Raw genomic sequence first — 26,858 nt, 5'->3', positions numbered from 1 at the left:
CGTTCGCTCTCGCCTCGATCAACTTCGGTTTCAATCCCTCTGAACATATCAGGTCTCTTCAAATAGATCACGATCCCCCAGGCCGCGTGGATCGTCCAAGGTTTCAATCCCTCTGAACATATCAGGTCTCTTCAAATACTTCGCGTCCCAGAACCTGACCGCTGGTCAGCTCAGTTTCAATCCCTCTGAACATATCAGGTCTCTTCAAATTGATACGGTACGGGTTGTTGCCACTATTTCCCCAACACAGTTTCAATCCCTCTGAACATATCAGGTCTCTTCAAATATACGAAGGCACATTCCGCTATATAGTATCTGACAGGTTTCAATCCCTCTGAACATATCAGGTCTCTTCAAATTCCGGAAAGCGTGGGACCTTTTTTCGCTGAGCTGGGTTTCAATCCCTCTGAACATATCAGGTCTCTTCAAATACGAGTTTGCGGTGTGCGAACATCCGGAACGTTACAAAGTTTCAATCCCTCTGAACATATCAGGTCTCTTCAAATAAGTTCGTTCCAACTACACGTACCCGAAGGAGTACAGTTTCAATCCCTCTGAACATATCAGGTCTCTTCAAATGAGTGCTTTTTCAGCACCGAGTTCGTTTAGGGTATCAGTTAGGTTTCAATCCCTCTGAACATATCAGGTCTCTTCAAATTCGGCAGTCAGAAACCCAAATGTTTGGGGTTTCTGAAAGTTTCAATCCCTCTGAACATATCAGGTCTCTTCAAATGCTGGATGCCACAACGGCTGAAATAGTGGCAAAAGGTTTCAATCCCTCTGAACATATCAGGTCTCTTCAAATTTGAGCAAAGTACTTTGAAAACTGCAGTAGAGAGTAGGTTTCAATCCCTCTGAACATATCAGGTCTCTTCAAATCCACGAAGCGCACACTGAGAGATACCATGTCTGCAATCTCGGTTTCAATCCCTCTGAACATATCAGGTCTCTTCAAATCTACAAGAAAGACCCCGAAGCACTCATGGCGTATCAGAGTTTCAATCCCTCTGAACATATCAGGTCTCTTCAAATCACGCTGACATGATGACAGCCGTCGAAAAATACAATGGTTTCAATCCCTCTGAACATATCAGGTCTCTTCAAATCACGCTGACATGATGACAGCCGTCGAAAAATACAATGGTTTCAATCCCTCTGAACATATCAGGTCTCTTCAAATTCGTCAACAGGAATCACTGCAACAACGGGTATGTATCAAGTTTCAATCCCTCTGAACATATCAGGTCTCTTCAAATTGAGGTATTGAGTGAGCACAACTGACGATCCTACCAACAAGTTTCAATCCCTCTGAACATATCAGGTCTCTTCAAATGTCGACAAAATCGTCTCCGGTCATCTCGACAAGACAGTTTCAATCCCTCTGAACATATCAGGTCTCTTCAAATTGGCAATGCAGTCTTAGTCAGGCGTGACAATGACGATGCAGAGTTTCAATCCCTCTGAACATATCAGGTCTCTTCAAATCTTCAGGCGCTTGCAGTAGCTCCTATCTACAAAAAGCAGGTTTCAATCCCTCTGAACATATCAGGTCTCTTCAAATCCACCCTCGTGACGTACGCTACAATAGAGGGAGACTCGTTTCAATCCCTCTGAACATATCAGGTCTCTTCAAATTTGCGCCAATCAACGGGCAAGTTACTGGTGTTCAGTTTCAATCCCTCTGAACATATCAGGTCTCTTCAAATAAGGTTACTACCAGTACATGGTGGGTAAGGAAGGGTAGTTTCAATCCCTCTGAACATATCAGGTCTCTTCAAATCTAGTGTTGCACTGGGTATGGGCATCGCTCGTACCAGAGTTTCAATCCCTCTGAACATATCAGGTCTCTTCAAATAGTACGAAAAGGTGATGACTTGGCTGGGCACACTCCGTTTCAATCCCTCTGAACATATCAGGTCTCTTCAAATACGGTCTTTATTAACCACTACAATGACGGTACAGTTGAGTTTCAATCCCTCTGAACATATCAGGTCTCTTCAAATCCACTACTGAATTGCGGGAGGCGAGAAGATTGTTGAAGTTTCAATCCCTCTGAACATATCAGGTCTCTTCAAATATTACCTACATCCTCAACAAAGTCGGAACAAAATACGTTTCAATCCCTCTGAACATATCAGGTCTCTTCAAATAGCACCACTTCGTCGCCATCGTGTTCTGCGGAGACAGAGTTTCAATCCCTCTGAACATATCAGGTCTCTTCAAATCCTTAAAAAACATAGGGCGGTCAAAGCCCTCGCGGGGCTGTTTCAATCCCTCTGAACATATCAGGTCTCTTCAAATGTCTACGAGACCATGTGGAACGCGGGCGGAGTGGCAGTTTCAATCCCTCTGAACATATCAGGTCTCTTCAAATTTCGAGGTCCAATTACCGATCGACGTGAAGGAGTCTAGTTTCAATCCCTCTGAACATATCAGGTCTCTTCAAATCCACCCCTTTTTTCCCCTTTCTGCCACAATGTGTTACGGCAGTGTCTGCATGGAAGATTGCCTTCCTTTGTTGCTTGTTCTTTTGAAATCGTTATTTTCCTCCTTTCTTGGGCATAAGTAACAAGGTTTCGCTACGGTTGCGTCGTCTGCATGGAGAACCAGGTCAAAGTGCTGCCCGTAAAGTACATTCCCGGACCGTACTCCTCAAATTCCGGTCTCTTAGGACCGTGTACGCATCAAGATGCGAGTCAGACAATGTAGTATTGCCGTTCAACGGTCACTTTTCCCGTGCCGAGAATGTCAATGCGTTTTGTGCATTCTTTGCACAGCCGGTAGAAACGGATACTGTCTTCTACCGCCACACGTTTTGCCAATTTCGTCTTCAGCAGGCTCAGCTGCGTTTCGGTCAGGTTGCACTCGAAGACGCTGTACTGAACGCGGCTGCCGTGCGCCTCGAGGAGTTTGGCGATTTTTGTCCGCTGTTTGTCGTCGGCAATGTCGTAAGAAATCAAAATAAACACAAGGGCACCTCGTTGGTTAGCGTCTGCTGAAGGGGATATATGGTTTTTCGTCGCGCAGGTGTTGCACGTAGTTTTGCACCTGGAGATCGAGGCACCGGCGATAGGTGACGGTGTAGCCAGTGGGGGGATGTGTTACTGTCCGGTGCATGAGGCGCTCGAATTCGCCAATGAACACTCTACGCGCTTCGTCGCTCAGCATACAGGCTGTGGGCCGGGCATCGTCTGCTGCGGATTTGTCTTCAGCCGATGCACGGGAAAAGTCCGCCGGTGCAAGAAGCCGTTTGTTAATAATGCCGAGCACCATGCCTTCGATGAGGAAGCGGAATTCTTCGATGAGGTCGCTGACAAGCGCGGGATGGTTGGTTTTGTCTGCATGCAAGGACCCGACGTACGGGTTGAGGCGGTGGACGCGTGCAAGCGAGTAGATATTGTAGAAAAGCAATGTATACCCGAAGCTGAGCATGGCATTCACCGGGTCGGTCGGCGGGCGGCGTATGCGCTTCTCGAATGTAAAACCCTCCGCAGTGAACAGATCGTCGTACACGCTGAAGAAGATGGCTGAGGCGCGGCCCTCATACCCCCGAACGGCGTCGAGCGTATCGGCACGGACAAGCCCGGCAGAGACTCGCTTGAGCTGTTCAATGGCGTTGCTGACTTCCTGCTCGCGCTGTTTCTGGCGGTGGCGCTGCAGAAAGAGCCGCGTGTTTTCCAGCTTCCCTTCGACGAAGTTTCTTGCCGTGGCAAGAACGAACGCCGCGTCTGCGGAGCGCCGGAATTGCAGCCGCTCCAGGGTAACATCCGCGCCTTCCGTGTTTTCTATCCGTCCGAAGTATTGCCCGCGGGACGAGAGGAGTGTGATGGAAATGAAGTGCAACAGTGCATACCGCATGGCGGCAGGTGTAATGAGACAACTGCCAAAGACCATGATTTGACTCACCTTCATGGTCGGGATTTCCTGCAAGGCCACGCCCTCTTCGCCGCCTGTGGATACGATGAATTTGTCGTGACTGTACTTGAGCCAGCAGCCTTGCTCCTGGATGTAGAGCGTGCGCATGAACGGGGAGATGTCGGCGGGAAGGGGACGGGGTTCGTTCTCCTGCTGCCCGGAAACAAGATCGGCAATGGTCATGTTCTTTGCTGAAAGTGCGTCTAACAGCTCCGTGCCGAATTCCGTCGGCTTCGTTTCATCAGGGGGAGGGCCTGCTGCGGTCTTTGCGTCGGGAACAGTCGGGGTGCGGTCCTTCGGATCGTTCTTCGCTGATTGCCTGCGTTGTCGCGTCATGGCTTTTCCTCCCTTTCGCAGCTTTGTTTTCTTGGACGGGATAATCATCCCTTTAAGGAAGATTGCTCCAAGGTACTTGAACCCCTGGTCAAACGTAGTAATGGAGGTCTTTTCCTTGTTGAGGTGTAGCTCGAACGAAGCGAGTACGTCTTCGGTCAGCTTCAGCGCTTCTTCAGCGCGGGGTCTTGTCTTGCAGAGAATGACGAAATCGTCGGCATAGCGTACGAGCCGGTGTTTGCGCTTGAGCAGTTCTTCGTCGAACCGGTCAAGAAACAGATTGGCAAGCACCGGCGAAATGGGCGATCCTTGCGGGATGCCCTTGGTGCGTTTCACAAGCGTGCCCTGCACGAGAACGGGAGCTTTAATCCACTGCTCGACAAGTGCAACGGTCGGGTTTTCCGGGACGAGCTGACGAAACCGCCTGAGTAGAAGACCGAACTCCACATTGTCGAAGAAACTTTCGATGTCGGCATCGAGAACCCAGCGATATCCCTCATCGCGCAGTTGGCGGATATGCTCGATAGCAGTGAGACGTGATAGTCCCGGACGATAGGCAAAGCTGCACGTCTCCAACTCGCGTTCGACAACGGGTTGAAGAACGATCATGGCGGAGGATTGTACAACTCTATCGCGGACAGCGGGAACAGCGAGAAAGCGTACCTTGCCGTTGGGTTTCGGAATTTCGTACCGTCTCAGCGGAAGAGTGTGGTACGTGAATGTTGTCAGCTCTGTATGCAGCCGCTCCAAATGCCGCTCGAAGTTCACATCGAACTTGTTGACCGAAACGCCGTCAACCCCCGGAGCGCCGTCGTTGGCGGCAACACGATCCCAGGCAGCGTAGAGAGAGGAGTATGAGGCAAGCTGTGCGTGGTAGGTATGCACGTTCGCAGTAGTTCCCAGTCAAGGGGTTAGCACGAACTTCCCGAGTCCAAACGTAGCGCCGCTCCCCACGTGCAGGAACTCGCCCGCTTTGAGCAGGGGAACGAAGTCCGAAAGCTCACCTCCAATTGTCGCTTCACCGGCGAAACCGCCTAATTTCATCTTTGTCGGGTGACCATCTTTTCTTTGCCGATTGGAAATGCGCTCCCAATCGTCCCACGGGTCGTTTGATTTCACCAAGTGTACCTTTGTTGAGACAAGGTCTAACTTGTGTTCACGATAGTCTTGCACATCGGGGCGGCAGTAGAGGTTCGTCAATGTAAAGAGGCGGTGGTAGAGTGATTCAATGAGTGTCAGGACGTTCTCCGCATTTTTCATTCGGATCAGGTGCCTGCTGTTCTGCCTGTAGCTCGACTTGATGCGTGTCGGCGTGAGGAACTTGAGTGTCAGTTCCTGCGGCGGCGGAGTGTTGCCGGTAAGGTCTGTAAACTGAACAATGCGATATGAGCTTTTGAGCATTTGCGTTTGTCCGTCGTACACCGTGGCGCCATCCTCATCGGTCACGTGACGGACTACAAATTTCCCTTTAGCCATCCCCAAGCCGATACGTTCGCCGAGCACCGTGAACGTATGGATGAAGTACGGCAGCATATCCATTGCCTTTCCAATCAGTATAAGGCCTGCGGTAAGGGGTTCCCCTTTTTTGAATGGGCGCTGTTCGGTCAGCGGCGGTTCCAACACAAACGGCTGTGTGGCATCGCGGCCTATCCTCAGCAAGTCGGCAGTAGTCTTGTCCACTTTCGGCTCGAAGATGCTGATGTAGGGGCAATTGTGCTGAAGCAAACAGGGCGGACAGTCGAATGTCTTGGTCATGCACACGGCCTTCTTGAGTGCATTGCCGAATCCCCCGCGGAATGTGGAGCCTTTGTACTGGGGAAGGAACAGGTCTTCCGTGGCTTCGAGGTGAAGGGTGAATTTGGCGAAGCGGAGGGGGTGAAGAGGTGAGTGGGCGGGAGTTGGGTTCATGCGGCACGCTCCTATGTGCTCTGATTTCGTGTGAGCAGAATGGCCACCTCCGTTCCGGAAATTCGCTTGCCGTTGGTGTCATATTCGGAACGGATATATTGGGTATCAACTCCATGCTCTTCGGCGGCTTTGAACGCGTCAATGGAGAGCGTTGTAAGTCCGCCTGTCAGATCGAGGACACTCTCCTCATGCGATAGCTTTTTTCCTTCCATAAACTGCAACAGCTTGCCGGTACTGGCGTGAACGGACTTGATGTCCCACGGATCGACTTCTTGCTTGTCCCAGTGCTCCACAGAGATTCCGAATTCATTGACCGTATCCATCGCACGCGCTTCGGATTCCTTAGTACAGAGGAAGCCGACATATTCCGGTCTCTGACGTTCATACGATGCAAGAAGGAGATCCTTCGACTTCCCGACAGTGTAGATCACGCCTTTTCGATGAATCGCGAATGCTTCGCTTCCATCAAGCGTTGATCTTCGCATACGGAACCTCAGCACAACCTGTATTCCCCAAGCGATGAGAAACAACATTGTGATAGACCCCGCAAGCGCAGACCAGAGCCACCCCTGATTTACCTTGTCGAGATAACCAAGGAAGAGAGCGAACGCAGCATTCCCGGCAATGCCGAATGCCACGGAAGCAAGAACAAACAATAACGGGATGCGTGCATCAAAGAGCGAACTAAAGATATCTGAAAACGTGAACTTCGCAGAGAACCTCATTGACCTCATGTCCTAACTGTTGGCGACAAAATATGGGCGGAACTGGACAAACTTGAATACTGTCGTCTTTGAGCCATCGGGATTTTCCGTCACAATCCGCTCGGTTGTCGAAGCGACGCAGAGGATGCCGCGTGGTTCCATCTCTTTCACGAACAAGTACGTGAACGTAAACTCTCCCATAAGATGAACGGCGTTGGACTCCGTTGTTGTGTTCTCTGCAATCCGCTCCTCGCATTTCCACACGTACTGCTGAACAATCTCCCTGATCGATTCGAGTGACGCCGCGGGGTCGAGTTGCGGAAAAGGAATGTCCTCAACCGTGCCGAACTGTTTCTCCGCCGCCTCGCGCTGCTCGTGCGACCATTTTGACAAGGGGTGATTGGAGAGGTTGAGGAGCATAGGGGGCTATTCGCCGATTTCCTTTAGCAACGAGTCATCAAGTCCTGGGATAAACCCTTTATGCAGATACGTCCAATACTCGTACTCGTTCTTTTCCCGGTTGAGATGATAGACTTTTACTTGGACCCAGTTATCAAGAATCGCACCCACAGCAGCTCCGAAAGCAACTGGGGCCATCAAGAAAAGATGAACTTCGGTAACGCCCTTGCGTGTCATCTCCGATTTAACTTTGAGAATATCTGTCATGAATTGACCAATATTCTCTCTTGTAACCCCACCTGGCTTGTGATACGTTTCGATATCCATTGTACCGACGTTCTTGTGGAGCCACTGTCTCACTTGCTCGGTAACATCCATTCCACTCACTGACAGCACTAAGCCCATGGGTTTCGCACTGAGTGTTTTCTCCGTCTCTTCGAGCTTTCGCTTGTACCGGCGTGCGCGAGTGAACAACAACCATGCACCGACCGCCAGCGGAATTGCCGAGATGATTTGAATGATGTTCGCCGTATTTCCGATGTATTCCCACCAATTCATTTCAATACTCCACTGGTTGTTTGATTACGGTAAAGTTATTTTTGCCTATTGCAAGGGAACGAGCAGTCCGTATTTGGCGATGAATTTCATGGGATTACCTTCCGGCTAAAGGTATTGCTTAAATGTGATGTGGATAGGTTTTCCCCGCTTGTCAACGTTTGCCACTTCCACAAGTATCCATGTGTCTGGTTGAATGCCTGCCTGATAGGTGAACGTCATGTCAAGAGGGTTCGTGATGTGCAGCCTGACAGTAACTTTGCCAGCTTCACTGCTAAGCACCTTGGCGGGGACAACTTTGCCCTTGACAACCTTTTCATCAAAGACTGGCGGATGGCTCCTCTCCTTGTTCTTGCTGCCGGCCTGGAAACTGCTCGTTTTCTTTTTGTCGGAACCACTTGTCTGGAAGTACCCGTACCCCGCGTTGGTTTTCCCTCCAACGCCAAGGTTCTGCAAGCACCACACAAGCAGGTTTTTCGCGTACTCCCCCCACTCCTTGTTCTGTGCACTGATCGCAAAGAGAAACCGTGCACTAGGTCGCACAACAAGAAATGGCACCGGTGTCGGGTCGTCAAAGTCGGTGGGCCAAGCATCCTTCTTTTTCTGATAGTAATCAGGATGATGAACTGTAATGACATCGCGATGGAAGGGTTTCCCTTCGGGGCTGCCGGGATCGTACCACGCATCCCAGAAAACAAAGCAGGAAGCACTCTTTGTATTACCAAAGAGAAGCCGTAACTGCGCTTCGTCAAGTTTCCCTTGGTCTTTCAAAATTCGTGCACCTCGGAGGCACATCCCCTTGATAGCCGAACCCGGTATGATGGGCATGCCATAGGTGTGATGAACTCTCAGTCCAGCCTCAAGCGGGCTTTCGTTTCCGAGGCCAACTGCAAGTGAAGAAACAAGTTCCATGCTAAGGGTTTCGCAGAATTGTTGCTTTAGCATGTTCTGCCACCTCCCGAACACTGTATGATATGTATCATTCACTTGGATTCCGGAAACCGTCTCTAAGACTGTTTCTTCGGGCTTCTCCTTCATCTCCTGCCGCTGCTTTTTGTCGGTCGGCTTGTGTGCGAGAAAGTACCGGTCCAGTGTCAGGCCCGCATGTGCGCGCTCAGGGTCGACGTTCAAGTCATCAAGAGCCGAGCGGCACGCTCGTATTGCTGTTGATGGTAGTTGGGTCATGGTTGTTCGTTCTCCCCTGCCTGCACCTTAAGAATAGATTCAGCGAAACGCTTGAAATATATCCAAGAGGTGAGAATCTGGCGCGTGTAGAGCATGTAGACTGTGGCACTTGCACTCCGAATCGGAGAGACCACGTCGTCCTTGCTAATTGCCGAATTAACGGCGTGCAAGAGTTCTCCCAGGTGTTCGAGAAGAAGCCGATGAGCATCTGCGATACGGCTATCATCGCCTGCAGCTTTCGCCTTCGAGAAGGCTACTGCCTGACATAGGCCGCACGTTCGGACCATCACCGGAAAACTGTGGCATAGGCTGCCATACGTCTTCCTTACCTTGTTATCCTCTTGTGGGTACTTCTGAGCAACCTTTAAAACAAGTTCTGAAGCAAGCTCAAGGTGTCTCTGTGCTCTCGTTTTCATGCGATCACCACCCGGCAGAGTCCGCGACCAACCGACGCGTTACCGCCAATTTGAATCGTGATTGGTTGCGTGTTCTCTGACGCCGGCTGTTTCAGTTCCGATTTCAACGCTGCATTAAACTTTTGCAGAATGGTTTCCTTCTCTGTGTAGTAGTCAGCGACAAGGACTGGTCCACAGAAAATCGCCTCGGCTGGCACTGCCTCCTCATACCAAAGCCCGCCTTTTCGGACGACCTTGGTATCGTCCTCGAGAGCAACTCTCGCTTGTACTTCTGTGGCAGTCTCGCTCAGAAAGTTGAACACTTCGTCCGACACGATTGCAAAGCGGGCAGTAAACTCCTTGCCATCGCTGGGAAATAGAACTTGCGCTATCTTGTCCGCGATGTCCCCCACTTCCTTTCGACTGTCAATGGTCAAGTCCAAGTCCTCAAGATACACCTTGCTCCCACTCACCAAAACGCTATTGTCTTTTGGCAAGAGGATTTTTAGTGAATCGTTGGAATCCACAACTTCAGCGTTCTTGACGACAAACGCTTGGGGCACTCCAATCGCTGTTAGGTCGCGTTCCAATCGCTTCAATATGCATGGGCAACTGACATAGGCAAACGTACCGAAGAAGCTGCGTACAGGCAAACAGAGAATTCGCTGATCTCCGAACACGATTGGTCCGGCTTTTTCGATATCACCGAACAACTCATTTGCCTTCTGTTCATCCTTTGTTTTGACCAAATCGCGAAGCACTCCTTTCAGACTGCTGGCGGGAATCATCGGCCAACCTGTAGCCTTTTGTCTTGCTATCGGTTGGTCAATCACTTCTGCTGCTTGTCCTGTACCAGAATGGACTGGAGTGATTGCGTGAAGATACAGTAGCTTGGCTTTTGTGCTCATTTCATTTCTCCTGATTGTTATCATTCCAAATTCCCCATAAGGCAAGCCCATACCCATCTTGTGACAATTCATCACTTACAGATTTCAACCACAGGTCTTGAACAGGCATGTCAGAGTTTCCCTCGACTTCAAAGAAATAGACTGAACCGGCCGGCACCATCCAGCGCACTGCTTTCGGCCCCCTTTTCAGATAATCCCATCCGCTGACAGGTTCGCGCCGCTTGATAGCTGCGGCAATAAGTTTAAGTTTACAGCTTGAAGCAGACGGTGGAGAACCAGTCAAATTTGGAGCGAGCCATCCTGGTTTCCAGCCGCAGGCAAAAACTGCAGGCGTAGCAAGGACCATACGAACAAGCTTGGCAGATTCGAGCTTCTTCTTTAGGTCATCCGGGCATGGCGGCCAATGTCCTGCTTCAGCAAGCTCCACAATTGCAGACCTGTTTTCTCCGCCGAGTTGACCAACTCCGGTGAGATCATCACGCTCTGTCTCGATCCTTGCAATCAGTGACCACTTATCGTGCTTTTTCTCATCCGCTTTCCAAATGTGGTGCTCGAAGCTGAGAAACTGCGCGCTGAAGAGTTTACCCTCCTCACTCGTTCCAACATCTGAAATCTCAACGTGCACTCGTTCCTCAATAGGCAAACCTTGAATTTTCGTTGGCACCGGAAAGGTCGTCCCGTAAGAATACAGCAACCACTTCTGCATGTCTTGCCAAGTCCAGAGATTGTAGTCCGGTTCTGGTTTTACATCCTCCAGCACGTCCATCGGCCGCATCCCGTCAGGAATATTCGTTCCATCTAGTTCCTTCATGGGTATAGGTCGCAAGCACATGACCTTGCCCTTGTTGCCACCTTTCTCATCGCAGTAGATGAGTGCATCGGCTGGGGTATGAAACATAGGGGAGCTATTCAGGTGTAAGATGGGGCCTGATACTGGAATCTTGAGCACCTCAGCAGATTTGTCCGGGTTCCATGCACCTTTCATCCTGTTGCCAAGGCGCGTCCGTAAGAAACCTGCAATCGTTCCCGGCAAGGGAACTGTCAGCGTCCTTGCGCTGAATGCGCCAGGCTCATTCGAAAATGGACGCCCGTCCCGGAATAACAACGTATCAAGTCCGAGTATGCGAAGAATCTTCTCACTCATGATTTCACCTCCGGGTATGTTGCAAGGAACCGGGCAATCGTCAGTTTCTTTGCCAGATCTTCAAGGTCAGACGGAGATTTCACGCCCTCAATCGCACTCTCGACTGTTGCGACTGACTCACTTGTCTTATCTTCAATACCTCCTTTTTTCCTCTTCAAAATTCGCTTCGCCTCAGCTTGAAGGGCTTGCGCAGTCAAGCCCGTGCCGCTGAATTCCCTCGCGAGTCGTCGAAGCTCATAAGGAAAGCCTCTTGATAATTCGTCCCGGAAAGCACCCACCCACGATTGCCAGTTTTCAATGCTCGCTCTTTCTTGCCAGTTTTCAACTACTGTGAGTGGTTCGCCACCGCGGGTGTGCAACGCGATTGCCATTGCAGGTTTCTCCTTCTTTGCGGCCCTTTCTGTTGTGCGCGCCTGCTCAAGAGAAACAAGCAACGGCTCCATGTGATGCACTACAGCAATCCCAACGGAGAGTGTGCCGCCTTTTTTTCCTGCATTCTTCATCTTATCAACAGCTTCCTTGACATAGGCATCGCTCTCCAGAGTTTTCTTGAATGCCTTGGCCAAATCTGCTGCGCATTGTAAGACGGTGTTTACAGGAAGCAGAGCGAGAACATCATCGCCGCCGGAATAGATAAGGTGCCCATGGCTATTCTTTTGCACGATGGCGGCTGCTTCCTTGGCAAAACTGGAAAGCGCTTTAGAAAAATTGCGATGCTTCTCAATGTCCTTCAACTCTCCGATGAGAGCGCCCATCCCGTCACCATCGGCGACGAGGATGGCGTAGTACGGTGGACACTCTGACCCCTTGTGCCCAAGATGCTTGGCAACATTGAGTATGAGTTTCCGCCAAGTCTCAATATTTGGATTCTTCAGCAATTGTAAAACTTCACCTCGACGCGTGTCATTCTTTTTCTTCTGGGCTTCTTCGAGCGACTCAACCTCTTCTTGTAGCCGATTTGGAAACATCAAGTCGCCCATGTCAATCCCGGCTGGTGTTTCGCGTACTAGTTCATCAAGCTTGTTGATCGCCGTTCGCAGTTCGGTTTGGTCATCCTGAAGTGCAAGTTCTCTTACGAGCGGCAGAATGGCTTCTGCTGCCATGTACGACGTTGAGTGTACCGTTGACTTGTCCCCGAGTACACGCTTCAAAAGCGATAGCGCATCCAATGTCTCGCGAGCCTTGAGCCAAAGCGGATCGGTCCGACATTCGAATGGCACTGAATCGGTCCCATGGACCTCAAGAGCACAGTCACGTGAAGGATCCAAGGGACTCTTCGGACGTCCAGCTTGTGTGCTTGGCTGTTTGAAATCGCGAAGTGACTTCCGCCCGGCCAGTAACCGGTCGAGGTTTCTTCTCACACCGTCATAGGTAGCATCGTCACCATCCCACGGAAGCCATGCGGCGTAGAATTCAAGAAAGGATTCAATTTGAGCGTTTGCCAGGGGTTCGTCCAGTTTGGGAATTTTCCCTTTGACCTTGCTCCACACACCTGGGACTTTCTCATTGCCTCGGAGGTATTCGACGGCTACATTCTCGCAGGCTTCGGCTATTGATTTTGGATCACCACCTGTGATTTCGGCGAGAATTTTGTTTGGCCCGTCCTCCTTCGGCTTTGACGGGAAAATGAGTGTACCGTGTTTGTTCTCAACGATGTAGTTGGCAATCGTCTTCGCAATGTTAACGAGGAGTTGAGAGCCAGCGTAGAGGTCTGCTGTGCGTCGCGATGCGGCAATGAAGTCTTGTACCGGACCGATGGAGATTGCGAGGAGGTGTTTGGTCATATAACCTCCACCTTCGATTTCCATTGTTTGGCCGTGAAGTCAAGGAGAGCCTCTCGTATTGGCCTATCAGAAAATTCGTGAAGTGGATAGACCTTTGCCCGATCATCTCCTGAAAGGTCAATGTCGTTCGTGGTAACGGCGCCCTTAGCACTTCCCGAGAGCCTCAGATTGCCTAGGTGCCAAACGTGAATAGTATTCAACACCAAGAGAATCGGGCGATACCTCCCTTGGGAAGTTGGCATGGCTTTGGTTATCACGGGGGAAGCCATTCGACTCAATCCATCTCGTGGTCCTTCTAAGGTTGTATCGGGAGGATCATTCTTTTCTGATGGTTTCTTCCTGTCATCGTAGTCTTTGAAATGGAAGATTATTGGCAGACCAAGGTCCGCACGCGGGAAACCTCGGTTCACTAGATGGGAAGGTTCATGCCCCGTAGACGCGTTGCCATACATGCGGCGTATTGAGTCCGGCTCAGGCCATCTCGACCGACCCGGTGTCGGCGGGCTGCCGCTCGCTGGTTCACGCGCGAAACCTGGCTTCTGCCGGAATGCCCAGTAAGTCTCTACCGCCATTCTCCACGCGGCTATTGGATCTGAGGTTTCGACTCCGGCAACATACTGGGATTTGTCGAGCGCTACTATGGCGTTAGGGCTCCTTGAAATCAAAGAGGTCACCTTAGGTCCGTCTGATTTTGAAAAGCCAAGAGTCCCACACCCTCTTCTTGATCGCGCGCCAATTCCACCGTATGCGATCCAGGCAGCGATTGCAGATTCAATCTGATGCAATGCCGTCGAGTCAACGGATATCGAAAGTTCGAACTCAACATCAACGCGTGCGAAAGCAGGTTGCTCAACAACCGCTGTCTTTGTTGCTTTCCCTTGAAACGGCTGCAATGCATACGGGGGCCAGCCTTCAACAAACTTGGGTATGGCTGGATATCTATTCTTTACTGTATTCCACTTGTATTCTGCACATTTGATCGGCTTTCCGGGTTCTGAGAGTCGTATTTGAAGTGCAACTTGTCCCGGCTTCTCCGCGCTTCCCCATATCTTTTCTTCGGCCTCAAACAAGTCTTTCGGTGAAGAGTAGCCTGCTCCGGCAGTTGCTCTCCACCAAAAGCGCAAGTGACCTCGAATCGCTGCCGGTCGAATAACACAGATTGGATCAACCTCTCGCGCTTTGTATCCGCCACCGAAAAGTGGCGTGATGACTTTGAGCTGAAGTGTCCACGGTTTTGCTGTGATGGGAGGGTCCCAATTCTCAGGAGGCTTAATACTCGGTTTGTGTCGCATATCGTTAGCTCCTTACATACCGAAAATGTATTGGGGGAATCGCGTCTCATTCAAGGAGAGCGCCGACAAAAGCACGTCTTTATCGATGGAAGAGGCAAGCAGCGTCGCTGCTTCTAAGACTTGTTTAAAATGAATGATCGGCGTGTATTGCTTGAGTGTAAACTCGAGGCGGTACATGAACTACCCTTTCAGTGTGAGATTCAGCCGGTGCGGCGGCAATCGCCCTCCTGCGCACATGGGAACGGCGCAGTTTCGCTCTAACACCGGTTGCTATGAGTAAACTAAAAGACACAGTTGAGAGTCGGGACTCTCAGTACCAAGAACTTCAAGATGTGAATCAACCTTCGCACAATGTTACCGAAGTCTTATGCAAATGTCAAGAGGCAATGCCAGAAGAGCGCTCTGCGAGCGGTGGTTAACCTGGCTGTCACGTCCGCCTGCCTAGGGCGGGACCCCCACCGGAGGCGGGCAAACATTCCGTGACACTATCTGTAACCCGGGTGTCACCAACCACTTCGTGACACCGAAAGCGCATCTCCGGGACAACTCAGCGTTGCGCAGTTTGTCGTCATGGATTGGTCCACGACGACCCAGTTAAGCCTGTCGGATGTAGAGAGAGGGAGATGATTCTTTCCGCATGACCCCGAGGGGGGTCAGATACTACAGCTTGGGACGGAGTCCCAAGACAGAAAATACGAGAACCACCACATCACCCTGAAGGGGTGAAATACATACTGATGATATCCAACCCCTTCAGGGTTGTGCCAACGCTTTCCCGATGATGATGTCCGGGGACTTCGTCCCCGGCTGTAATATCCTGCCCCGTTGGGGCTGAATCTTTTCTAAGCTCGGCCGACCGTAACAGCCGAGCTAAATCTTGTCTGCCGTACTTTCTCGTGGTGTCGTCATGGATTGGTCCATGACGACCCGGTTCATGGGCGGTCAACCGGATTTCAGGTTAAGCTCTGTACGTTCCATCGCGTACGCTATTGGCGTATCGCCCGCCGCTTCCGGTTCGTATCTGGTTCGATACTGGTTCGTATCCGGTTCGTATCTACTCGTATCCGGCTCGTCTACGCGGGGATGCGTGATAGGGCGTAGATGAAGCGCGGCCTGACCAACGGCAGCAGGGCTGCGCTGCAAGATTCATCGTTCGCCGCTTGTCAGCTCAGAATGTTATGGTAAATCCTATGGTAGGCAGGAAAGGAAACATCGTTGTTTCAACCGCCTGGATTTGCAGTGTCTCCCGATCCACAAAGTATTCGGCGAGGATGACATTCTTCCGGTTGTAGAGATTGATGATGTCAAGATAGACGCTCCAGTTCAACCCGAACCACTCGGTGTATGTCGTGGCCCGGAAGTCAAGGCGGTGATAATCCGGGTAACGCGCACGATTCATATTGCCGAGCCCGCCGCGGTCAGGGAAAAACATGACACCAAAAGCATCTGTGTCTATTTTTGGTGTCTGCGTCCCTGAAACGGGGTCATGCTCCATCACAATGTTTGGCTTGAATCCGACTGGAGTTGTGTTGGGAAAACCTGAACCATAGGTGAAGGTGAGACTGATATCCAGATCATCCCACGGTTGCCAACCGAGAACTAGATTTGCGGTGTGTCTGCGATCGTAATCGAACGGATATGTAACGCCATTCTGTGTTCGTGTGGATTTTGCATAGGCGTACGAAATCCAACCGTACAGCGAATTTGTGCGTTCTGACTGTATCTTCTGCAACGTCATTTCGATTCCACGGGACACACCCGAACCGCCGTTCTCGGGCACGGTTGAGAGCGAGTCTTTCGTGACAATGAAAGGAATACTCCACCCCTCCGGCTTTCGAATATCGAAGCCTTCGATGCGGGATACTTCGTACGATGCGCCGCGGGCAATTTTCGGTACGACGAGATTACGGAGTCGTTTGTCGTATCCCTCAATCCGAAGTTGCCACTCAGGAGTCAACATATACTCCCAAGACAGCGAAAAATTACTGGATTGTTCCGCTTTCAAGCTTCTGATGTTTGAATAGTCGTAAATGGTGTTTCGCAGATAGACTTCATGACCGGGGAGGAAGGATTTCTCTTGTCCCGGCGATTGGTAATACATCCCCCATCCGGCCTTGACGGTCATCAGCGGTGAAATTTCCCATGACCCGGTGATCCGCGGTGCGAGATAAGTACGGTTTATTCCGCCGAAGTTGTCAAGTCTGAGTCCCGCCTGAAAGGCAGCATCGCCAGCCGGACGATAGACGTCTTGTAGAAAAATGTGGCGGCGCGTTTCCCGCATGTTCGACTCAAATGATTCCGGCAATGCAGGATATCTGAAATTCGACGAGCGGATGGCGAGAATGCCTTGATCGAATTTCGTACCCACATTCAGCTCCGTCAGGCAAGCGCTGATTCCCGCGCCTGCCGATACAGTGTGTCGTTCATTCACACTCCATGCAATACTTCCCTTGGCTGTGAACTGCCGGAAGAGGAAGCGATAGTTGCCGAGCGCCTCTAAAAGTTTCGGAATGCTGAGACCGAGAGAATTCAGTGAATCCCGAAGATGTTCATATTCTTCTGAAGAAAGTCTCCGTCCGAAAGAGAGCCATGCACTTGATGTTGAACCGAAGTTGTTCGAGCCGCCGTTTTGATAGAAAGAGAGTTGGTATTGCCCGACGACACTCGGAGAATGCGCCCAGATCCATGTTACGCCGGCAACATCGTTGAAAGTCACATCATCAATGGAAATTCTTTCGATTGATCCTGCCCCCTTAAATTCGCCAAGGTCTGCATGATCTCTGTTCGTCAATCCTGTGAAAACAAACTTGTGCTGGTAATGAGGTTGAAGAGTGAGCTTGAACTGGAAATCCTGAAAGCTGGGGAAGACGGTGTTTCCCTTTGCCGCGCCGGAGGAACGGGCGATAGGGCCCGCGATCAAGTCATAGAACGTGCGGCGTGTTGATACAAGCCAGGAGCCTTTCCATGGAGGATCATTTTCATCGTAATACACGCCCGGGGCTTGTGAATCTTCTTCCGTCGTGGAGAGGGTGAACGCTCCTTCGCCGACAAGATTCAGGTTTGTGACGCTCATTCCGAGTTTTGCGTTGAACCCGGCACGGTTGAGGGGCCCCTCGCGATTGGTTACATCGACCACGGCGGACAGACGGTCGGAGTACTGTACAGGAAATCCTCCGGTGAGAAGCGTAATATCGTTGACTGTTTCGGGGTTGAACATCGACACAACACCGTACAGGCGGTACGGATTGAAGACCTCAATGCCGTCGAGGATAATCAAATTCTGATCGGGAGTGGAGCCGCGTATCACCAGCTGCGAACTGAAATCGTTCGGCGCTGTCACACCCGGGGCCGATTGCAGTGAGCGAAGAACATCTTCCGCTCCGCCAGCCTTGTACTTGACCTCCCGCGGCTGCAAGGATGTGACGCCGTTCAGTGATCCGTGTTGCGTGTTCGCCCGATGGGCAACAACCTCGACGCTTTGCAGCGGATACGTCGTTTCCATCAGTACGAAACGATGTTCCAGTGTATCAGTGTTTCCGGAGAAAACCGTTTGCGTCAAGTGCAGGTAGCCGATGAGTGAAATTCTGACAGCGACGCTATCGGGGGGCACGTCCCGTATCTGAAATCTGCCGAACTGGTTGGTGAACGCCCTTTTCTCGCTATCAAGCAGCGAAACAAATGCCCCGCCCAACGGCGTGCCTCGTGCGTCAACGACAATTCCCTTCACGATTCCGGCCTGAACCGCACGAGGGATCACACCTACCGTAGTCATCACTACAACGAGACGTATAACAAACGATCGAATTCGGTAGAGCCACCGAGACACTGAGCCACAGAGTCTTCTTCTGAGTAGAATGGTCAAAGGAGCAATCATTGCGCAGCTAGGCATCCTTTGTCTTCATGATCTCTGTGCCTCTGTATCTCTGTGGCAAAGCAATTGTGGGCTAGAAGAACACTTCGATTCCCACGGCCGGAGCGCCTATGCCGAATTGAGAAATCTTCCCTTTCCCTGACATGCCAATATCAAAGAACCGTACTTGCCCAATGATCTGCACATTCTTGCCAAGAGCATAGCTCAGTCCGAACGTTCCCCACAGTGATGAATACGATTCATTGCTGGTGGACTCGGGATCGCTGTTCGTTGCCGGGAATTTTGCGTTGTAGTTGATGAATGCGATATTGAGCTTGAAGAACGGGCTGAGTTCTTTTGCCGGCGTGAAGAGGATTTTCGCATAGGGCGAGACCTCGAATGCAGTCACGCGGTCAAAAGCCTTGTCGTCACCGGATGCCGACCCGGAAAGCAGACCGAGTTGGACGCCGGTGTATATGGAAGGTGTCACAACATAAATGAATGATGCGCCGTACATGGGCACGGGAACCAAGCCGATGCTGACTGTTTCGCCGACGTTGACGCCAACACCGATGCGCCCGCTGGATTTTTGAGAATATCCTGAATGAGCCGCAAGAACAAAGCAGAGGGCCGATAACGTGATGATCTTTGATGGATGCATTCTTCTTTTTCCTTTCAACAGATAATAGGTGTATGATTTTCTTCAAAAACGAAAACCTCCTCTGCCCATTGTACCACGAGAAGAGGAGGTTCTCGACTGCAACGAACAACAATCCAGCTCAAAACAAATATCTCAACAAAACCGAATGTATTATCGTTGCCGTTGGCAATGGGAAATTCCTGCGCCCGCGCCGTAGCAACAGCAAGAACGAGCACAATGCTCACAATTGTCACAAGTCGCATGAACCATCCTTCCAAATGTTCTAAATGGAAAAGCCGGAATCTCTCGCAAAGAGAAATTCCGGCTTGTGAATGAACGCATGGGAAAGTTACATGAGGAGATATTTGACATAGATGCGCGCTGTCACACCAGTTGAGTGCATTCGGCTCTTTTTGCTCCAAAAACCTGATTTTCCTTCTTTCTTGTCCGACAGAACAGAACTTGACTTGTGTTTCGGATATTTCTTCTTTTCGACATTGTTCTTCTGTATATTTTGACACGCGAGCTCGGGAGCTCGCTGAACTGCCACCAGCGGCTCATATTCGGTACCACCAAATACACCCGTTGTAATACTCTCAATTTTGGAGGTGTCACTATGAAACATCCCATCCTTTCTCTCTCGTTCTCTTCACTTCTTGTGCTGGTTGTTTCCGCACACGCCACGATCACAACAATCACCCGGTTTCCGCTTCAGGATTCCACACGATCTAACACCGAAGCACTACCCCTTGTCCTGTCCGGACAAACGGTGATGTTCTTCTGGGCCGAATCGACAATCATCCGTGCGGCAACAAGCACGAACGGAGGTGAAACGTGGGGGATGCCGGCTGTCGTCGTCGACCGTCCGAACCGGGTTGATAATCTTGCCGGAATCCGAACCCCGTCGGGACGCATCATCCTCGGTTGGCATGACGCGGGGGCCGGAAATCTGGCTATCACCTATTCAGATGATGGTGTCATCTGGTCTGCTCCCAATACTATCACTACGACTGTCACAAGCTTTGTCATATCTCAGACAGCAGACGGAACAATCTGGGCGTCTTACCGGCCCGCGTTGGGGGGCGCACGATACATCCGAAGTACGGACAATGGTGGTACGTGGCTGGCACCTCAGCTCTTGCCTTCCAACGTCTGGGAGAATGTCTCATTTGTCTCTCTTCAAGGGTCAACAATTCTCTCCATCTATACATCCTCAACCGGATACCTCGAACGAATGGTAAGTACAGACGGAGGTGCCTCATGGTCTTCGGCGCTAAGACTCACCAACCGCACCGCATCGGAAACACGGCCCCGAGTCCGCAAGCTGCAGGATGAGACAATTGTCGTCGCGTACCAAGCCAAGAGGTCTGATTCAACTCATTTCGGATACTACGGCTACGACATACTGTACTTGACAAGTTCCGACGGCGGCTCAACGTGGTCTTCTCCGCACTACTTCACGAGATATATTGGAAACGACAGGATGCACAACGTTGACCTCCTCAATGATGCTCCGCTTGTTAGCTTTTCATCAAGCCGCTTCGCACGCGTAAGCTTGCTTTCATCACCGATTCAGGAGCAACTCTGGTACGGTCTCATCGACGTTACGCCGGATACGCTCGCTCCGCCTGTGTCTGTGCATTCTGAAATCGGACATCAACGCGCAGACTATGACAATTGGATTCGAGCGTATGTTGATGATGAGACGGGCATAGCTTCTGTTGTGACACGTTATTCGGTCGATAGCATGAACTATCCGCCTCTCCAACTGTTTGATGATGGACTGCACTGGGATTTGCTTCCCGGAGATAATGTATGGGGGAATGTCGTCCCGGCGCTTCCGGTTGGCCTGACGGAGTTCCGCCTTGATATTACGGATGTAACAGGTACAGCGTTGCCGGATGTATTGGCGGTGAGCTACACGAGTACACCCGGACCTCCCGTTGTTCCCGGCACGCAGGGCGATTCCATGAAAGTGGCAATGGCACGCAACGGAACATTCGGAAAAACTGTCTATCCTCATTCCTCACCCTATCTCGGAATGCAATACGGCGTGGGATCAAACATCGAGCATCTCTACGGGGCGGGACTTTGGATTGGAGGAAAGAAAGACACTTCGTCATCGGGAACCGGCCAACCGATTCGCCTTGTCTCAACCGCGTACGAAGGTTGGGCAGGTCCCATGTACGAATTCTCTCCGGGTAGTTCGATAGCCGATACGATATGGCAAATCAACGGGAGGAACGTTCCGAAGCCGGCGGGCTGGGACAGTTACTGGGGAACGTCGTTGCCGTTCCGTTCCATCGCAGACCAGAATTTCTACTGCACGTACACGGATTACTTTCAACCGGTTGCGGGGCATATCCCTCTTGGAGTGAAAGTCATTCAGAGTTCATTTACGTGGAATGATGCCGGCTCGCAGGGAATCCAGATTCTCGATTTCAAAATCATGAACAACTCGGAACGGGTTATTGACAGTGCATACATAGCGTTCTTTTCGGATAGCGATGTAGGGCCTGTGAATGTGCCGGGCTACGAAACGAGGAACTTCTCGGATTACTACTCCGGTCCGTCGCTGGCATTTGCACACAATCCCGTGGACGCCGGAAGCACGCCTATGGGTGTGAGCATTCTCAACTCCGTTCAACCATTGGATTCCTTGCGCTTCACATACCGATGGTTTACCGGAGGTGTGTCGCCTGATGAGATGAAATATCGGCTCCTGAGTGAAGGGGGAGTGATGCCTGGCGGCTTCCCGGGCCTTGGAGATATTCGGTTTGTCCTCTCGTTCGGGCCGTTCACTATTCACCCGTACACTGCAGCAAACCCGGACACGTTAAACGTGGCCTTTGCTCTTCTTTGCGCGGCTGATGTGAGCCAGTTGAACGCCCGGGCAATTCAAGCCGCCCATCTGTATCAGACAGTGGTTCTTGATGTTGAGGAAAGAGGATCGCCAATCCCGAATGCCTACGCGTTGGAACAGAACTATCCCAATCCCTTCAATCCCTCAACGAAGATCAAGTTCCGCATTCCGGCGGCTGGCCTTACAAATTTGAAGTTATACGATGTACTGGGGAGAGAAGTCGGTGTGTTGGTAAAAGAACACCTGAAAGCCGGCGAATACGAAGTGTTGGTTGACGGGAGAAACCTTGCCAGCGGAATCTACTTCTACACGCTGCGGTCTGGCAGCTTTGCGGCAACCCGGAAAGCCGTTCTGTTGAAATGAGTCCGGGTGCTGAAACGGCATGCTAAAACAAGGGCGCCGGGCTCCTGTTCGCCGCACGCTCGACCCTGCATAAAGATGTGGGGAGGAAAGAGCGTGTGGCGTTTTCAGACCCGGATTTGTTCCTACAGGTAAGGTGAACTGACGATCGCATTGCCGAATAGTAACAAACCCCGGACTCGAGTCGTATCCTAATCCCGGATTCAGTCACATCACGGGGTTCGGAGATATGAGGAGACTTCTGTTGGCATCCGTTGCGTGCCTTGCTGTCCTTGCCGGTACAAGCCGCGGGTACGCGCAGCATTGGTCGCTTGGTGGAAACATGGGCTTGTCGGTGTTTGGCGGATCTCCCGGTTTGCATGTGACCCCCTCAGCCGAGGTACTATTCAGTCGCCACCTCGCGGTCGGCTCGGAATTCAGTATCAATACGCAGTATGGCGCGCCGTTGATACTCCATCCCTATTTCAAGTGCTACTTCGACATTCGCGGATCGCAATGGAGGCCGTTTGCAAGCGTCGGACCTGTACTGGCGTTCAACGTATCTGATGGGCCTCGATTCGGATTCCTTTTTGGAGCCGGCTTCAATATTCCCGTTGCCCGTAAATTGTATCTCAGTCCCAACATACTCATTGGTCCGGTTTTCAATGTTGGCGGCGGTCAACTGCCGCTGTTCTTGCGCGGATATTATTGGGGGATTGAGACGTACGGGCTGACTTTCACTACTGTTCCCGGTATCACAGTTCTTGCGTTTACGTTGCGGGGAGGATTGCGCTTCGAACTTTGACAGCAGGGCGTTTGCTTGCGCTGTAACTCACAAGGGAGAGGCCGAGAATAATACGCGGAGGGAATACGTATCATCGCCAAGGGTTCCTCCCCGACGGAGGCGGAGGGAGCTGCTGACGGGCGAATTGTTTATGAGAATTCCTTGTTGTTTCTTACACATGGATTCAGTGAAGAGGGGGAATCTCTGTGTGTAGTGAATATTCAACAACCGGAATTCCATCCAACATGCCCGAGGCAAATCCGCAATGAACATCGACCAACCGAAAACCGCATACCTCTTTGAGGGAGTAACGGAAAGTACTCTTCCCGAAGAGGTAGTGAAAGCCATACGCTCGTTCCTAAAGACTGAACATCTCTACGTATCTGCCGCCCGGGAAATTACGACCAAACTTGAAATCCTGAATGATGAATTCAAGCATATCAAGGATCGCAACCCGATCCATCTGATAAAGACGAGAATAAAAACCCCGCGCAGCATCTACAACAAGCTGCAACGGCTCGGCTGCGAGCTGAGCGCGGAATCAGCCCGGCACAACCTGAATGACATTGCCGGTATCCGTGTCATTTGCCCCTACGTGAGCGACATCTACCTTGTGGCTAAGCTTCTTACATCACAGGACGATATAGAACTGATCCGGACTCGGGACTATATCAAAAATCCGAAACCCAACGGCTATCGGAGTCTGCACTTGATCATGACTGTGCCGGTATTCCTTTCAGATCATAAGGAGATTGTGAAAGCGGAGGTTCAGATACGAACCATTGCCATGGATTTCTGGGCGTCGCTGGAGCACGAACTGGCGTACAAACTTACAGAGGAGAAGAACGACCGTCTGGTGAAAGAGCTAAGAGACTGCGCGGATGCAATTACCGATGTCGAAAAAAGGATGCAGTCCATTTACAACACACTTCATCCCAAGAACGAATCCGCATAATCCCAGCATTTTCCATCTTCGTAAAGCGATTCTCCGAATCGCTCCCATTCGTGCCACATACCAAACCCTGTCGCATGACCCCAACGGGTCAGATACTACAGTTCGGGACGAAGTCCCAAGAGAGAAAAGGAGAGACTAGCCGCCGCAATACTTCTGTGATGACCCCAAAGGGGTCGGATATTGCAGCTTGGGACGAAGTCCCAAGAAGGAAAAAAGGAGAACCACACCTCACCCTGAAGGGGTGAGATAACAGTAGAGCGGACAAGAGTCCGCTCTACAATCCTCACCACGCCGTTCTTGGCTGCTCCGGCAACTATCGACGCGTTGAACCGTTTGCCGGATGGCATCAGGCGATGTCAAACCGGTCGAGGTTCATCACCTTGTTCCATGCTGCTACGAAGTCATCGACGAACTTCATCTGCGCATCCGAGCTTGCATAGACTTCAACAAGTGCACGGAGTTGGGAATTTGAGCCGAAGACGAGATCGACGCGTGTCGCAGTCCACTTCACGGTACCTGTCTTGCGATCGCGGCCTTCAAACTCGTCCGCATCTTTCGAGACCGGCTTCCATTCCGTGCCCATATCCAGAAGGTTCACAAAGAAGTCGTTGGTCAACGTCTCGGGTCGCTTGGTAAAGACGCCGTGTTGCGACTGTCCGAAGTTGGTATTCAACACACGCATGCCGCCAACAAGAACCGTCATTTCAGGCGCGGTCAGCGTCAGCAATTGCGCCTTGTCGACAAGCAACTCCTCAGCCGATACTGCATAGCGTCCCTTCTGGTAGTTTCGGAAGCCGTCTGCAACAGGCTCAAGCACGGCGAACGAGGCCGCATCGGTTTGCTCTTGCGAGGCATCCATGCGTCCCGGTGTGAAGGGTACGGTCACATTATGGCCGGCATTCTTCGCCGCTTGCTCGACGCCTGCACAACCGGCCAACACGATCAGGTCGGCAAGGGAGACTTTCTTTCCGCCCGACTGCGAGCCGTTGAACGTACTCTGGATTCCTTCCAACGTTTTGAGAACTTTGGCAAGCTTCGCGGGCTGATTGATCTCCCAATCCTTCTGCGGAGCGAGACGAATGCGGGCACCGTTGGCTCCGCCGCGCTTGTCAGAGCCGCGGAATGTTGACGCCGCCGCCCACGCCGTTGTGACCAACTCGGGGATGGATAACCCCGAAGCCAAGATCTTTGCCTTGAGTGTGGCCATATCCTTGTCGTCGATCAGCTTGTGATTGACCGCCGGAATGGGATCCTGCCAAATGAGTTCTTCTGCAGGAACTTCCGGACCGAGATACCGTGCGCGAGGACCCATATCGCGGTGAGTGAGCTTGAACCAGGCACGGGCGAACGCGTCCGCAAACTGATCCGGGTTCTCCATAAAGCGCCGGGAAATCTTTTCGTACTCGGGGTCGTAACGCAGGCTGAGGTCGGTGGTGAGCATGGTCGGAACATGCTTCTTCGACGGATCGAATGCGTCAGGAATTGTAGCCCCGGCACCCTTGGCTACCCACTGATGCGCGCCCGCAGGACTCTTCGTCAATTCCCATTCGTACCCGAACAGGTTCCAGAAGAAGTTGTTGCTCCACTTCGTGGGCGTGGTCGTCCAGGTGACTTCCAGACCGCTGCTGATTGTGTCGCCCGCTTTGCCGGAGCCAAAACTGCTTTTCCATCCCAATCCCTGCTCCTCGATGCCTGCCGCTTCCGGTTCGGGTCCCACGTGTGTCACGTCGCCCGCGCCGTGCGTCTTGCCGAAAGTATGTCCACCCGCAATCAGCGCAACCGTTTCTTCATCATTCATCGCCATGCGGGCAAAAGTCTCGCGAATGTCCTTCGCCGCTGCGACCGGATCCGGCTTGCCGTTCGGGCCTTCCGGGTTGACGTAAATCAATCCCATCTGTACAGCAGCAAGCGGATTTTCGAGGTCGCGGTCGCCTGAATAACGCTTGTCTTCCAACCACTTCTGCTCGGCGCCCCAATAGATGTCTTTTTCCGGTTCCCATATATCTTCACGCCCGCCGCCAAAACCGAAGGTCTTAAAGCCCATGGATTCAAGGGCGACATTTCCCGCAAGAATCATCAAGTCGGCCCAGGAGATTTTCCTGCCGTACTTCTGCTTGATGGGCCAGAGCAGTCGGCGTGCCTTGTCGAGGTTCACGTTGTCGGGCCAGCTGTTGAGTGGAGCAAACCGTTGGCTGCCGTTGCCTGCACCGCCGCGGCCGTCGCCCGTGCGGTATGTGCCGGCGCTGTGCCATGCCATGCGGATGAACAAAGGCCCGTAGTGACCGAAATCCGCTGGCCACCAGTCCTGCGACTTGGTCATAACGTCATGGAGGTCCTTCTTCAGGGCCTGCAGGTCGAGACTCTTGAACTCTTCCGCATAGTTGAAATCCCCGCCCATCGGATCGGACTTGGAGGATTGCTGGTGGAGTATATCGAGCTTCAACTGATTTGGCCACCAATCTAAGTTCGTCGTTCCGCCGCCGGCAGGGTGTGTGTGAACCGGGCACTTGCTTTCATTCATAGTGTATAATCCTTTCGTATGTAGATTGTTTGACAGACCTATTATAAATAAAATCGTGATTCGATGCCTGAGTTAAACAGCCTCTCAGGAGTCGGATACTAGACCGATGAAGAACAGAAACATCGGCGCCCAACCCCGAAGGCCTGCCTGCAATCACGGACACAAATTAGGCGGGCAGTGGTCGTATACTCCAGCTTGGGACGAAGTCCCAAGAGAGAAAATAGGAACACCACCACATCACCCAGAAGTTGGTGAGATTCCACGGTCACCTCTCCTGTCCGAGGGACCTTCCGTAACACATACCAAAGTTTTGCGATGACCCCGAAGGGGGTCAGATACTACAGCTTGGGACGAAGTCCCAAGACAGAAAGACACAAGAACGAT

At 51.6% G+C, this 26,858-nt stretch carries 20 protein-coding genes and 1 CRISPR repeat array (1 of these 21 cut by a window edge); of the genes, 3 read left to right on the top strand and 17 right to left on the bottom strand.

Annotated elements, in window-relative coordinates; translation table 11 throughout:
- Positions 1 to 2,448: direct repeats of the CRISPR family, unit length 37 nt; unit sequence GTTTCAATCCCTCTGAACATATCAGGTCTCTTCAAAT; it reaches 337 nt to the left of the window's first position.
- A gap of 248 nt (positions 2,449 to 2,696) precedes the next feature.
- From cas2 to KF749_03615, 16 genes are all read right to left on the bottom strand, one after another.
- Complete coding sequence (gene cas2 / locus KF749_03690; protein ID MBX2990254.1) at positions 2,697 to 2,969, bottom strand: CRISPR-associated endonuclease Cas2; 273 nt, start codon at positions 2,967 to 2,969, stop codon at positions 2,697 to 2,699.
- A gap of 16 nt (positions 2,970 to 2,985) precedes the next feature.
- Positions 2,986 to 5,133: a group II intron reverse transcriptase/maturase gene (gene ltrA / locus KF749_03685; GenBank protein ID MBX2990253.1), complete on the bottom strand. Its 2,148-nt coding sequence runs from the start codon at positions 5,131 to 5,133 to the stop codon at positions 2,986 to 2,988.
- Between the two features lie 18 nt (positions 5,134 to 5,151).
- Complete coding sequence (gene cas6, locus KF749_03680; GenBank protein ID MBX2990252.1) at positions 5,152 to 6,156, bottom strand: CRISPR system precrRNA processing endoribonuclease RAMP protein Cas6; 1,005 nt, start codon at positions 6,154 to 6,156, stop codon at positions 5,152 to 5,154.
- 11 nt (positions 6,157 to 6,167) lie between these two features.
- On the bottom strand, positions 6,168 to 6,881 hold the full coding sequence (locus KF749_03675; GenBank protein ID MBX2990251.1) for a hypothetical protein: 714 nt from the start codon (positions 6,879 to 6,881) through the stop codon (positions 6,168 to 6,170).
- 12 nt (positions 6,882 to 6,893) lie between these two features.
- Complete coding sequence (locus tag KF749_03670; GenBank protein ID MBX2990250.1) at positions 6,894 to 7,280, bottom strand: CRISPR-associated protein; 387 nt, start codon at positions 7,278 to 7,280, stop codon at positions 6,894 to 6,896.
- Positions 7,281 to 7,286: 6 nt separating this feature from the next.
- Positions 7,287 to 7,817, bottom strand: a complete 531-nt coding sequence (locus KF749_03665) for an SAVED domain-containing protein (GenBank protein ID MBX2990249.1) — start codon at positions 7,815 to 7,817, stop codon at positions 7,287 to 7,289.
- A 105-nt stretch (positions 7,818 to 7,922) separates the two neighbouring features.
- On the bottom strand, positions 7,923 to 8,999 hold the full coding sequence (gene cmr6, locus KF749_03660) for a type III-B CRISPR module RAMP protein Cmr6 (protein ID MBX2990248.1): 1,077 nt from the start codon (positions 8,997 to 8,999) through the stop codon (positions 7,923 to 7,925).
- On the bottom strand, positions 8,996 to 9,415 hold the full coding sequence (gene cmr5 / locus KF749_03655; GenBank protein MBX2990247.1) for a type III-B CRISPR module-associated protein Cmr5: 420 nt from the start codon (positions 9,413 to 9,415) through the stop codon (positions 8,996 to 8,998). Before cmr5 ends, cmr6 begins: the two co-directional genes overlap by 4 nt.
- On the bottom strand, positions 9,412 to 10,302 hold the full coding sequence (gene cmr4 / locus KF749_03650; protein ID MBX2990246.1) for a type III-B CRISPR module RAMP protein Cmr4: 891 nt from the start codon (positions 10,300 to 10,302) through the stop codon (positions 9,412 to 9,414). Before cmr4 ends, cmr5 begins: the two co-directional genes overlap by 4 nt.
- Position 10,303: 1 nt before the next feature.
- Positions 10,304 to 11,446 carry a type III-B CRISPR module-associated protein Cmr3 gene (gene cmr3, locus KF749_03645; protein MBX2990245.1) on the bottom strand — a complete coding sequence of 381 codons (1,143 nt, stop codon included), beginning with the start codon at positions 11,444 to 11,446 and terminating at the stop codon, positions 10,304 to 10,306.
- Positions 11,443 to 13,230, bottom strand: coding sequence for a type III-B CRISPR-associated protein Cas10/Cmr2 (cas10, locus tag KF749_03640; protein MBX2990244.1), 1,788 nt, complete (start codon positions 13,228 to 13,230; stop codon positions 11,443 to 11,445). Before cas10 ends, cmr3 begins: the two co-directional genes overlap by 4 nt.
- Positions 13,227 to 14,522: a type III-B CRISPR module RAMP protein Cmr1 gene (cmr1, locus tag KF749_03635; protein MBX2990243.1), complete on the bottom strand. Its 1,296-nt coding sequence runs from the start codon at positions 14,520 to 14,522 to the stop codon at positions 13,227 to 13,229. Before cmr1 ends, cas10 begins: the two co-directional genes overlap by 4 nt.
- 942 nt (positions 14,523 to 15,464) lie before the next feature.
- Positions 15,465 to 15,665: a hypothetical protein gene (locus KF749_03630; GenBank protein MBX2990242.1), complete on the bottom strand. Its 201-nt coding sequence runs from the start codon at positions 15,663 to 15,665 to the stop codon at positions 15,465 to 15,467.
- Between the two features lie 25 nt (positions 15,666 to 15,690).
- Positions 15,691 to 18,294, bottom strand: coding sequence for a carboxypeptidase-like regulatory domain-containing protein (locus tag KF749_03625; protein MBX2990241.1), 2,604 nt, complete (start codon positions 18,292 to 18,294; stop codon positions 15,691 to 15,693).
- Between the two features lie 172 nt (positions 18,295 to 18,466).
- Positions 18,467 to 19,033 (bottom strand): outer membrane beta-barrel protein, encoded by a 567-nt coding sequence (locus tag KF749_03620; GenBank protein ID MBX2990240.1) that lies wholly within the window; start codon positions 19,031 to 19,033, stop codon positions 18,467 to 18,469.
- Positions 19,034 to 19,047: 14 nt separating this feature from the next.
- A complete protein-coding gene (locus tag KF749_03615; GenBank protein MBX2990239.1) occupies positions 19,048 to 19,533 on the bottom strand; it encodes a hypothetical protein in 486 nt (161 codons plus the stop codon).
- A gap of 95 nt (positions 19,534 to 19,628) precedes the next feature.
- Between KF749_03615 and KF749_03610 the strand changes: the two genes are divergently transcribed.
- The 3 genes from KF749_03610 to KF749_03600 all read left to right on the top strand — a co-directional run bounded on the left by KF749_03610 (position 19,629) and on the right by KF749_03600 (position 23,953).
- Positions 19,629 to 22,238: an exo-alpha-sialidase gene (locus tag KF749_03610; GenBank protein ID MBX2990238.1), complete on the top strand. Its 2,610-nt coding sequence runs from the start codon at positions 19,629 to 19,631 to the stop codon at positions 22,236 to 22,238.
- A 226-nt stretch (positions 22,239 to 22,464) separates the two neighbouring features.
- Entirely contained in the window at positions 22,465 to 23,019 is a 555-nt protein-coding gene (locus KF749_03605; protein MBX2990237.1) for a hypothetical protein, read from the top strand.
- 244 nt (positions 23,020 to 23,263) lie between these two features.
- Complete coding sequence (locus KF749_03600) at positions 23,264 to 23,953, top strand: GTP pyrophosphokinase family protein (GenBank protein ID MBX2990236.1); 690 nt, start codon at positions 23,264 to 23,266, stop codon at positions 23,951 to 23,953.
- Between the two features lie 346 nt (positions 23,954 to 24,299).
- Here the strand turns inward: KF749_03600 and katG are convergent, their stop codons facing one another.
- Entirely contained in the window at positions 24,300 to 26,474 is a 2,175-nt protein-coding gene (gene katG / locus KF749_03595) for a catalase/peroxidase HPI (protein ID MBX2990235.1), read from the bottom strand.
- Positions 26,475 to 26,858: the final 384 nt, after the last annotated feature.

Source organism: Bacteroidota bacterium (assembly GCA_019637975.1).
Lineage (GTDB): Bacteria > Bacteroidota > Ignavibacteria > UBA10030 > UBA6906 > CAADGV01.
The sequence above is the reverse complement of the archived record's forward strand: the minus strand, read 5'-3'. Positions and strand labels throughout refer to the sequence as shown.

What these genes read in the sequence shown, in the direction of transcription:
- cas6 (MBX2990252.1), bottom strand. Translation starts at nt 6,156, where the DNA reads ATGAACCCAACTCCCGCCCACTCACCTCTTCACCCCCTCCGCTTCGCC.
- KF749_03675 (MBX2990251.1), bottom strand. Translation starts at nt 6,881, where the DNA reads ATGAGGTTCTCTGCGAAGTTCACGTTTTCAGATATCTTTAGTTCGCTC.
- KF749_03670 (MBX2990250.1), bottom strand. Translation starts at nt 7,280, where the DNA reads ATGCTCCTCAACCTCTCCAATCACCCCTTGTCAAAATGGTCGCACGAG.
- KF749_03665 (MBX2990249.1), bottom strand. Translation starts at nt 7,817, where the DNA reads ATGAATTGGTGGGAATACATCGGAAATACGGCGAACATCATTCAAATC.
- cmr6 (MBX2990248.1), bottom strand. Translation starts at nt 8,999, where the DNA reads ATGACCCAACTACCATCAACAGCAATACGAGCGTGCCGCTCGGCTCTT.
- cmr5 (MBX2990247.1), bottom strand. Translation starts at nt 9,415, where the DNA reads ATGAAAACGAGAGCACAGAGACACCTTGAGCTTGCTTCAGAACTTGTT.
- cmr4 (MBX2990246.1), bottom strand. Translation starts at nt 10,302, where the DNA reads ATGAGCACAAAAGCCAAGCTACTGTATCTTCACGCAATCACTCCAGTC.
- cmr3 (MBX2990245.1), bottom strand. Translation starts at nt 11,446, where the DNA reads ATGAGTGAGAAGATTCTTCGCATACTCGGACTTGATACGTTGTTATTC.
- cas10 (MBX2990244.1), bottom strand. Translation starts at nt 13,230, where the DNA reads ATGACCAAACACCTCCTCGCAATCTCCATCGGTCCGGTACAAGACTTC.
- cmr1 (MBX2990243.1), bottom strand. Translation starts at nt 14,522, where the DNA reads ATGCGACACAAACCGAGTATTAAGCCTCCTGAGAATTGGGACCCTCCC.
- KF749_03625 (MBX2990241.1), bottom strand. Translation starts at nt 18,294, where the DNA reads ATGACTACGGTAGGTGTGATCCCTCGTGCGGTTCAGGCCGGAATCGTG.
- KF749_03620 (MBX2990240.1), bottom strand. Translation starts at nt 19,033, where the DNA reads ATGCATCCATCAAAGATCATCACGTTATCGGCCCTCTGCTTTGTTCTT.
- KF749_03610 (MBX2990238.1), top strand. Translation starts at nt 19,629, where the DNA reads ATGAAACATCCCATCCTTTCTCTCTCGTTCTCTTCACTTCTTGTGCTG.
- KF749_03605 (MBX2990237.1), top strand. Translation starts at nt 22,465, where the DNA reads ATGAGGAGACTTCTGTTGGCATCCGTTGCGTGCCTTGCTGTCCTTGCC.
- KF749_03600 (MBX2990236.1), top strand. Translation starts at nt 23,264, where the DNA reads ATGAACATCGACCAACCGAAAACCGCATACCTCTTTGAGGGAGTAACG.
- katG (MBX2990235.1), bottom strand. Translation starts at nt 26,474, where the DNA reads ATGAATGAAAGCAAGTGCCCGGTTCACACACACCCTGCCGGCGGCGGA.